9 protein-coding genes are annotated in these 5,386 nt (G+C 44.7%); all 9 read left to right on the plus strand.

Translation table 11 applies throughout. From position 1 onward, the window contains the following. The first annotated feature begins 40 nt into the window (after positions 1-40). Positions 41-136 (plus strand): hypothetical protein, encoded by a 96-nt coding sequence (locus SCSH_RS11555; RefSeq protein WP_497462900.1) that lies wholly within the window; start codon positions 41-43, stop codon positions 134-136. Continuing rightward, positions 136-306: a bacteriophage K family protein gene (locus SCSH_RS11560; protein WP_002253904.1), complete on the plus strand. Its 171-nt coding sequence runs from the start codon at positions 136-138 to the stop codon at positions 304-306. Before SCSH_RS11555 ends, SCSH_RS11560 begins: the two co-directional genes overlap by 1 nt. Further along, entirely contained in the window at positions 239-478 is a 240-nt protein-coding gene (locus SCSH_RS11565) for a phage DNA packaging protein C (protein WP_016670801.1), read from the plus strand. The genes SCSH_RS11560 and SCSH_RS11565 overlap by 68 nt, the downstream gene beginning before the upstream one ends. After that, entirely contained in the window at positions 475-933 is a 459-nt protein-coding gene (locus SCSH_RS11570) for a scaffolding protein D (protein ID WP_000084700.1), read from the plus strand. Before SCSH_RS11565 ends, SCSH_RS11570 begins: the two co-directional genes overlap by 4 nt. Further along, positions 933-1,049 (plus strand): phage DNA packaging protein J, encoded by a 117-nt coding sequence (locus tag SCSH_RS11575; RefSeq protein WP_000033471.1) that lies wholly within the window; start codon positions 933-935, stop codon positions 1,047-1,049. The genes SCSH_RS11570 and SCSH_RS11575 overlap by 1 nt, the downstream gene beginning before the upstream one ends. A 36-nt stretch (positions 1,050-1,085) precedes the next feature. After that, entirely contained in the window at positions 1,086-2,369 is a 1,284-nt protein-coding gene (locus SCSH_RS11580) for a major capsid protein (RefSeq protein ID WP_000065572.1), read from the plus strand. A 110-nt stretch (positions 2,370-2,479) separates the two neighbouring features. Next, a complete protein-coding gene (locus SCSH_RS11585; protein ID WP_000487867.1) occupies positions 2,480-3,007 on the plus strand; it encodes a hypothetical protein in 528 nt (175 codons plus the stop codon). Positions 3,008-3,015: 8 nt separating this feature from the next. After that, positions 3,016-4,002 (plus strand): Minor spike protein, encoded by a 987-nt coding sequence (locus SCSH_RS11590; RefSeq protein ID WP_000466547.1) that lies wholly within the window; start codon positions 3,016-3,018, stop codon positions 4,000-4,002. A 63-nt stretch (positions 4,003-4,065) separates the two neighbouring features. Next, positions 4,066-5,386, plus strand: a 1,321-nt coding sequence (locus tag SCSH_RS11595) for a replication endonuclease (protein WP_001691415.1), incomplete at its 3' end; no start/stop codon positions are given.

Raw genomic sequence — 5,386 nt, forward strand, 5'->3', positions numbered from 1 at the left:
ACGTTTTGGCGGCGCAACCTGTGACGACAAATCTGCTCAAATTTATGCGCGCTTCGATAAAAATGATTGGCGTATCCAACCTGCAGAGTTTTATCGCTTCCATGACGCAGAAGTTAACACTTTCGGATATTTCTGATGAGTCGAAAAATTATCTTGATAAAGCAGGAATTACTACTGCTTGTTTACGAATTAAATCGAAGTGGACTGCTGGCGGAAAATGAGAAAATTCGACCTATCCTTGCGCAGCTCGAGAAGCTCTTACTTTGCGACCTTTCGCCATCAACTAACGATTCTGTCAAAAACTGACGCGTTGGATGAGGAGAAGTGGCTTAATATGCTTGGCACGTTCGTCAAGGACTGGTTTAGATATGAGTCACATTTTGTTCATGGTAGAGATTCTCTTGTTGACATTTTAAAAGAGCGTGGATTACTATCTGAGTCCGATGCTGTTCAACCACTAATAGGTAAGAAATCATGAGTCAAGTTACTGAACAATCCGTACGTTTCCAGACCGCTTTGGCCTCTATTAAGCTCATTCAGGCTTCTGCCGTTTTGGATTTAACCGAAGATGATTTCGATTTTCTGACGAGTAACAAAGTTTGGATTGCTACTGACCGCTCTCGTGCTCGTCGCTGCGTTGAGGCTTGCGTTTATGGTACGCTGGACTTTGTAGGATACCCTCGCTTTCCTGCTCCTGTTGAGTTTATTGCTGCCGTCATTGCTTATTATGTTCATCCCGTCAACATTCAAACGGCCTGTCTCATCATGGAAGGCGCTGAATTTACGGAAAACATTATTAATGGCGTCGAGCGTCCGGTTAAAGCCGCTGAATTGTTCGCGTTTACCTTGCGTGTACGCGCAGGAAACACTGACGTTCTTACTGACGCAGAAGAAAACGTGCGTCAAAAATTACGTGCAGAAGGAGTGATGTAATGTCTAAAGGTAAAAAACGTTCTGGCGCTCGCCCTGGTCGTCCGCAGCCGTTGCGAGGTACTAAAGGCAAGCGTAAAGGCGCTCGTCTTTGGTATGTAGGTGGTCAACAATTTTAATTGCAGGGGCTTCGGCCCCTTACTTGAGGATAAATTATGTCTAATATTCAAACTGGCGCCGAGCGTATGCCGCATGACCTTTCCCATCTTGGCTTCCTTGCTGGTCAGATTGGTCGTCTTATTACCATTTCAACTACTCCGGTTATCGCTGGCGACTCCTTCGAGATGGACGCCGTTGGCGCTCTCCGTCTTTCTCCATTGCGTCGTGGCCTTGCTATTGACTCTACTGTAGACATTTTTACTTTTTATGTCCCTCATCGTCACGTTTATGGTGAACAGTGGATTAAGTTCATGAAGGATGGTGTTAATGCCACTCCTCTCCCGACTGTTAACACTACTGGTTATATTGACCATGCCGCTTTTCTTGGCACGATTAACCCTGATACCAATAAAATCCCTAAGCATTTGTTTCAGGGTTATTTGAATATCTATAACAACTATTTTAAAGCGCCGTGGATGCCTGACCGTACCGAGGCTAACCCTAATGAGCTTAATCAAGATGATGCTCGTTATGGTTTCCGTTGCTGCCATCTCAAAAACATTTGGACTGCTCCGCTTCCTCCTGAGACTGAGCTTTCTCGCCAAATGACGACTTCTACCACATCTATTGACATTATGGGTCTGCAAGCTGCTTATGCTAATTTGCATACTGACCAAGAACGTGATTACTTCATGCAGCGTTACCATGATGTTATTTCTTCATTTGGAGGTAAAACCTCTTATGACGCTGACAACCGTCCTTTACTTGTCATGCGCTCTAATCTCTGGGCATCTGGCTATGATGTTGATGGAACTGACCAAACGTCGTTAGGCCAGTTTTCTGGTCGTGTTCAACAGACCTATAAACATTCTGTGCCGCGTTTCTTTGTTCCTGAGCATGGCACTATGTTTACTCTTGCGCTTGTTCGTTTTCCGCCTACTGCGACTAAAGAGATTCAGTACCTTAACGCTAAAGGTGCTTTGACTTATACCGATATTGCTGGCGACCCTGTTTTGTATGGCAACTTGCCGCCGCGTGAAATTTCTATGAAGGATGTTTTCCGTTCTGGTGATTCGTCTAAGAAGTTTAAGATTGCTGAGGGTCAGTGGTATCGTTATGCGCCTTCGTATGTTTCTCCTGCTTATCACCTTCTTGAAGGCTTCCCATTCATTCAGGAACCGCCTTCTGGTGATTTGCAAGAACGCGTACTTATTCGCCACCATGATTATGACCAGTGTTTCCAGTCCGTTCAGTTGTTGCAGTGGAATAGTCAGGTTAAATTTAATGTGACCGTTTATCGCAATCTGCCGACCACTCGCGATTCAATCATGACTTCGTGATAAAAGATTGAGTGTGAGGTTATAACGCCGAAGCGGTAAAAATTTTAATTTTTGCCGCTGAGGGGTTGACCAAGCGAAGCGCGGTAGGTTTTCTGCTTAGGAGTTTAATCATGTTTCAGACTTTTATTTCTCGCCATAATTCAAACTTTTTTTCTGATAAGCTGGTTCTCACTTCTGTTACTCCAGCTTCTTCGGCACCTGTTTTACAGACACCTAAAGCTACATCGTCAACGTTATATTTTGATAGTTTGACGGTTAATGCTGGTAATGGTGGTTTTCTTCATTGCATTCAGATGGATACATCTGTCAACGCCGCTAATCAGGTTGTTTCTGTTGGTGCTGATATTGCTTTTGATGCCGACCCTAAATTTTTTGCCTGTTTGGTTCGCTTTGAGTCTTCTTCGGTTCCGACTACCCTCCCGACTGCCTATGATGTTTATCCTTTGGATGGTCGCCATGATGGTGGTTATTATACCGTCAAGGACTGTGTGACTATTGACGTCCTTCCCCGTACGCCGGGCAATAATGTTTATGTTGGTTTCATGGTTTGGTCTAACTTTACCGCTACTAAATGCCGCGGATTGGTTTCGCTGAATCAGGTTATTAAAGAGATTATTTGTCTCCAGCCACTTAAGTGAGGTGATTTATGTTTGGTGCTATTGCTGGCGGTATTGCTTCTGCTCTTGCTGGTGGCGCCATGTCTAAATTGTTTGGAGGCGGTCAAAAAGCCGCCTCCGGTGGCATTCAAGGTGATGTGCTTGCTACCGATAACAATACTGTAGGCATGGGTGATGCTGGTATTAAATCTGCCATTCAAGGCTCTAATGTTCCTAACCCTGATGAGGCCGTCCCTAGTTTTGTTTCTGGTGCTATGGCTAAAGCTGGTAAAGGACTTCTTGAAGGTACGTTGCAGGCTGGCACTTCTGCCGTTTCTGATAAGTTGCTTGATTTGGTTGGACTTGGTGGCAAGTCTGCCGCTGATAAAGGAAAGGATACTCGTGATTATCTTGCTGCTGCATTTCCTGAGCTTAATGCTTGGGAGCGTGCTGGTGCTGATGCTTCCTCTGCTGGTATGGTTGACGCCGGATTTGAGAATCAAAAAGAGCTTACTAAAATGCAACTGGACAATCAGAAAGAGATTGCCGAGATGCAAAATGAGACTCAAAAAGAGATTGCTGGCATTCAGTCGGCGACTTCACGCCAGAATACGAAAGACCAGGTATATGCACAAAATGAGATGCTTGCTTATCAACAGAAGGAGTCTACTGCTCGCGTTGCGTCTATTATGGAAAACACCAATCTTTCCAAGCAACAGCAGGTTTCCGAGATTATGCGCCAAATGCTTACTCAAGCTCAAACGGCTGGTCAGTATTTTACCAATGACCAAATCAAAGAAATGACTCGCAAGGTTAGTGCTGAGGTTGACTTAGTTCATCAGCAAACGCAGAATCAGCGGTATGGCTCTTCTCATATTGGCGCTACTGCAAAGGATATTTCTAATGTCGTCACTGATGCTGCTTCTGGTGTGGTTGATATTTTTCATGGTATTGATAAAGCTGTTGCCGATACTTGGAACAATTTCTGGAAAGACGGTAAAGCTGATGGTATTGGCTCTAATTTGTCTAGGAAATAACCGTCAGGATTGACACCCTCCCAATTGTATGTTTTCATGCCTCCAAATCTTGGAGGCTTTTTTATGGTTCGTTCTTATTACCCTTCTGAATGTCACGCTGATTATTTTGACTTTGAGCGTATCGAGGCTCTTAAACCTGCTATTGAGGCTTGTGGCATTTCTACTCTTTCTCAATCCCCAATGCTTGGCTTCCATAAGCAGATGGATAACCGCATCAAGCTCTTGGAAGAGATTCTGTCTTTTCGTATGCAGGGCGTTGAGTTCGATAATGGTGATATGTATGTTGACGGCCATAAGGCTGCTTCTGACGTTCGTGATGAGTTTGTATCTGTTACTGAGAAGTTAATGGATGAATTGGCACAATGCTACAATGTGCTCCCCCAACTTGATATTAATAACACTATAGACCACCGCCCCGAAGGGGACGAAAAATGGTTTTTAGAGAACGAGAAGACGGTTACGCAGTTTTGCCGCAAGCTGGCTGCTGAACGCCCTCTTAAGGATATTCGCGATGAGTATAATTACCCCAAAAAGAAAGGTATTAAGGATGAGTGTTCAAGATTGCTGGAGGCCTCCACTATGAAATCGCGTAGAGGCTTTGCTATTCAGCGTTTGATGAATGCAATGCGACAGGCTCATGCTGATGGTTGGTTTATCGTTTTTGACACTCTCACGTTGGCTGACGACCGATTAGAGGCGTTTTATGATAATCCCAATGCTTTGCGTGACTATTTTCGTGATATTGGTCGTATGGTTCTTGCTGCCGAGGGTCGCAAGGCTAATGATTCACACGCCGACTGCTATCAGTATTTTTGTGTGCCTGAGTATGGTACAGCTAATGGCCGTCTTCATTTCCATGCGGTGCACTTTATGCGGACACTTCCTACAGGTAGCGTTGACCCTAATTTTGGTCGTCGGGTACGCAATCGCCGCCAGTTAAATAGCTTGCAAAATACGTGGCCTTATGGTTACAGTATGCCCATCGCAGTTCGCTACACGCAGGACGCTTTTTCACGTTCTGGTTGGTTGTGGCCTGTTGATGCTAAAGGTGAGCCGCTTAAAGCTACCAGTTATATGGCTGTTGGTTTCTATGTGGCTAAATACGTTAACAAAAAGTCAGATATGGACCTTGCTGCTAAAGGTCTAGGAGCTAAAGAATGGAACAACTCACTAAAAACCAAGCTGTCGCTACTTCCCAAGAAGCTGTTCAGAATCAGAATGAGCCGCAACTTCGGGATGAAAATGCTCACAATGACAAATCTGTCCACGGAGTGCTTAATCCAACTTACCAAGCTGGGTTACGACGCGACGCCGTTCAACCAGATATTGAAGCAGAACGCAAAAAGAGAGATGAGATTGAGGCTGGGAAAAGTTACTGTAGCCG

This window comes from Streptococcus orisasini (assembly GCF_001431045.1).
Lineage (GTDB): Bacteria > Bacillota > Bacilli > Lactobacillales > Streptococcaceae > Streptococcus > Streptococcus orisasini.

Excerpts from the sequence above, each read along its gene's own strand:
- SCSH_RS11560 (WP_002253904.1), top strand. The coding sequence starts at position 136 with ATGAGTCGAAAAATTATCTTGATAAAGCAGGAATTACTACTGCTTGTT.
- SCSH_RS11570 (WP_000084700.1), top strand. The coding sequence starts at position 475 with ATGAGTCAAGTTACTGAACAATCCGTACGTTTCCAGACCGCTTTGGCC.
- SCSH_RS11575 (WP_000033471.1), top strand. The coding sequence starts at position 933 with ATGTCTAAAGGTAAAAAACGTTCTGGCGCTCGCCCTGGTCGTCCGCAG.
- SCSH_RS11580 (WP_000065572.1), top strand. The coding sequence starts at position 1,086 with ATGTCTAATATTCAAACTGGCGCCGAGCGTATGCCGCATGACCTTTCC.
- SCSH_RS11585 (WP_000487867.1), top strand. The coding sequence starts at position 2,480 with ATGTTTCAGACTTTTATTTCTCGCCATAATTCAAACTTTTTTTCTGAT.
- SCSH_RS11590 (WP_000466547.1), top strand. The coding sequence starts at position 3,016 with ATGTTTGGTGCTATTGCTGGCGGTATTGCTTCTGCTCTTGCTGGTGGC.